Here is a 3,655-nt window from a genome sequence, read left to right on the forward strand (position 1 = left end):
GGCCGCCGCGCACGGCGCGCCTTTCGCCGCGTCGGCCGGTGCGGCGCCCGCCGCGCATTGCGCGGCGCCGCCGGCCTGAAACGGCAGCCCGCCGATCGCCGACAGCTGGTTGCCGGCGACCCGGTACTGCGACACGTTCCCCCACACGCGAATGCCGCCGAAGCGCGCATGCGACACGCGGTTGCCGACCACGGCGACGCGCGTCACGGCTCCCGACCACGTGCTGACGTCGATCGCGGCCTGCTGCGTGAGCGGACGCGGATCGGTCCGGTTCGCGGCGGTCTGGATATCGGAGATCACGTTGTTCTCGACGAGCACGTCCGATGCGCCGTAGGTCCGGTAGCTGTCCTCCTGCGCGACGAGAATGCCGGCGCTCACCTGCACGTTGCGCACGATGTTGTTCGCGATCGTCACGTCCGCGCCGCCGACCACCGTGATGCCGCGCCCCCACGCATTGCCTTCGAGCGAGTTGCCGGTGATCAGCACGTTGCGGCTCAGCACGCCGTCGCCCTGGTAGCTGACGACGGCGATCATGTCGTCGCCCGTGCCGCGCACGACGTTGCCCTGCACCAGCACGTTGCGCGCGCCGTGCGTCAGATGGATGCCGTCGGCGAGCGTCGACAGCACCTCGTTGCCGACGATCGCGACGTCCGTTCCGCCGAACACGAAAATGCCGCCGCCGCCGCCGTCGATCACGTTGTCGAGCACCTGCACGTCGCGGCCGGTCACTTCGATCTTCGTCGACTTCGGCGTCTCCATCCGGATCGAGCCGGTTCCGTTCAGCCTGAAGCCGACGATCGCCGTGCCGTCGCCCTGCATCTCGATCGTCTGGTCGTCCGGCACGGTCGCGATCAGCGTCGCGCCGTAGCCGGACAGCACGACGTTCTGCTGCCGCACGACCAGCGAGCGGCCGACGACGTAGCGTCCCGGCGCGAATACGAGCCGCTGGCCGGGCTGCAGCGCGTCGAGCGCGCGTTGCAGCATGTCGGTCTGATCGGCGCCGTCGGGCGCCGGGCGCACGTGCGCGTCCGGCACGCTTGCGCGTGCGGCGGCCGGCGCATCGCCGGCGGCAGCGGACGCCGCTTCCGCCGCCGCCGGCAACGACGGGCTGCCGAGCGCGTAAAGGCCGAACAGCGGGGCCAGCAGCGCGGCACACAGGCCGGAGAGGCCGGGCAGGTTGCGGAATTTGCGCATGGCGGATCGCTTCGCCGACACTTACGCCGCCTGCGCGTGCGCGATCGCGCGGCGGCCGGGCCACGGCGGAAAACCGGCCGCCTGCGCGACGCCGACGCGCAGCGCGGCCAGATAGACGGCCATCGGAATCGCCACGCCGGCGAGCGTGCCGAGCGCGAGGTGCACGGCGAGGTTCGTGATGCCCGCACGCATCAGCACGATGCGCACGCCGGCCATCACGAGGATATGCATCAGATAGATCGGCATCGACGCACACCCGAGCGCGGCGAGCCAGCCCGCACGCGCCGACGACGCATGGCGGTGCGCAAGCTGCAGCGTCAGCGCGATGCCGGCGAACGCGGCGGGCACGGCCCACACGCTCGTCGCGCCGCCGAACGCGTGCGCGAGCGCGACCGCCGCGACGAACAGCGCAGCCGTCACCGCACAGGCGCGCGAACCGCTGTTGCGTTCGAGCCAGCGCGGCAGCGCGTCCGACGCGACGATGCCGGCCACGAAGAACGGCCAGTTCATCAGCGCGGTCGACAGAATCCCCCACTGCGTCGTCGCGCCGAGCGCAAGGCCGAGCGCCGCACCGCCGGCGAGCCAGCCGCGTACGGGCGGCGACATCGGCGTGCGCGCGAGCGCAGGCACGCGCTGCGCGAGCAGCCATACCGCGAGCATGCACAGCATCAGTGCATACAGGAACCAGAACTGCGCAAACGGCCGCCAGCCGATCGCGACCAGATCGGCCGCCGTAAACGGATGATTGGTGCCGTGCGACGCCATCGCGATCTGCGCGCCGCCCTGCAGCAGCGACCACAGCAGGTACGGATACGCGATCGTGCGGACCTTCGACCACAGGAAGCCGTGCGGCGCGCGGCGCAGCGAACTGCACACGTGCAGCCCGGACAGGAAGAAGAACAGCGGCATGTGGAACGTGTAGATCGCGTAGTCGTTCCATGCGAACAGCGCATCGGGCAGGCCCGCCGGCACGAGGCCGGACGAGACGACGCCGCGCAGCACGTGTCCGTAGACGACGAGGATGATGCCGGCGCCGCGGGCGACGTCGAGGCTGGTTTCGCGTGCAGTCATGAGAGATTCGACGCGGCGGGCTTCAGGGCCCGCGCGCGTTCCGGGTCGTGGCGAACCGCTTCACTGTATGCAAGCCGGCCGCGCGGAACTGTGCTCTGGACGACAGTTAGCCGATCTCGCGCGCACGCGCGACCCGTCCGATCCGCCCGAGCCGCGCAACGCGCGCGGCGGCCGCCGACGCGCGTGCCGGCCGCTGGTCGAACCACCGGAACACGACGATCAGCAGCACGACCGGCACGAAGTTGCGCCCGCTGAACAGGTTCGGGATCCGCAGGATCTCCATCAGCGACACGTACAGCACCGCGTGCGCGCAGCACCAGAAGCCGCTGCCGCTGCGCCAGCCCGCGTAACTGCGGCCGAACACCCAGCCGGCGAACGCCGCGTTCAGCAAGCCGAACCAGCCCCATTCGTAGAAGTGCACGAAGATGCCGGACGGATTGTTGAATTCCGGGTCCGCGTAGCCGTTCAGGAACAGGTCGAGGCTGCTGCCCGAGTCGAGCCACGGCTGGAACAGCGCGCCGATCACCGGAAAATGCAGCAGCCAGTCGAACGTGAACATCGGACGGCCGCCGTACCAGCCGAGCACGTCGAGAATCCCGGCGCCGTTGTTCAGCGACGTCGAGTAGTACAGGCCGAGGCGTTCGATCGCGAAGTCGAAGATGTTGTCGTAGAGGTTCACGTAGTACGTTTCCCACGACCGGTTGTATTCGTTCACGATGAACAGCGCGAGCAGCAGCGGAATCGCCGCGTACGGCCCGAGCGCGAGCGCCTTCCAGCGCCGGCCCGGGAACCGGAACCGGACGACCATCAGCGCGAACGGCAACACCACTTCGATGATCGCGAGGCGCTCCGCGAACACGAAGCTGCGCACGAGCGTGAGCACCGTCAGCACGACCAGATAGACCTTGTAGCGGTTCAACCCGCTGACCGGCGTGCGGAACACGTAGAAATACAGCGCGACGAACGGCGCGGTCGCCTGCGTAAACGTGCTGAGGCCGGTCACGCGCCCTTTCAGCTCGATCAGCTCGAACGTGTTCGCGGTCCCGTTCAGGAACGACAGCAGCACGGCCGGATGCGTGAGCAGGCCGCTCATCATCACCAGATAGCCGAACAGCGCGAGCGCGAACACGAAGTCGAGCACGCGCGGCGACAGCTCGGCCGGCCCGCGGTCCGGCGCATGCCGCACGCGGGCATCGGCGGTCGCGGCCCACGCGGCCGCCGCGAGCACCAGCAGGAACGTCGCGCCGACGAATGCGTAGTAGCCGTCGAAGTAGATCCGCGCGATCGACTTCTGGTTGCCGAGCAGCCCGATCGACAGCATCGCGTACAGCGGCAGGATGAAGATCAGCACGAGCCGCGCCGGATCCTCCCACCAGTAGCCTGCGTAATC

The 3,655-nt window shown here is 69.4% G+C and carries 3 protein-coding genes; all 3 read right to left on the minus strand.

Features of this window, described 5'->3' with window-relative positions:
* A partial coding sequence (locus BUB20358_RS27670) for a right-handed parallel beta-helix repeat-containing protein (protein WP_174905170.1) occupies positions 1–1,194 on the minus strand: 1,194 nt, incomplete at its 3' end.
* 21 nt (positions 1,195–1,215) lie between these two features.
* Positions 1,216–2,265 carry an acyltransferase family protein gene (locus tag BUB20358_RS27675; RefSeq protein ID WP_035974004.1) on the minus strand — a complete coding sequence of 350 codons (1,050 nt, stop codon included), beginning with the start codon at positions 2,263–2,265 and terminating at the stop codon, positions 1,216–1,218.
* Positions 2,266–2,371: 106 nt separating this feature from the next.
* The coding region (locus BUB20358_RS27680) for an oligosaccharide repeat unit polymerase (RefSeq protein ID WP_174905171.1) at positions 2,372–3,655 on the minus strand (1,284 nt) is incomplete at its 5' end.

Source organism: Burkholderia dolosa, from assembly GCF_902499135.1.
Taxonomy (GTDB): domain Bacteria; phylum Pseudomonadota; class Gammaproteobacteria; order Burkholderiales; family Burkholderiaceae; genus Burkholderia; species Burkholderia dolosa.

Coding starts and splice junctions, on each gene's coding strand:
- BUB20358_RS27675 (WP_035974004.1), bottom strand. CDS start 2,265: ATGACTGCACGCGAAACCAGCCTCGACGTCGCCCGCGGCGCCGGCATC.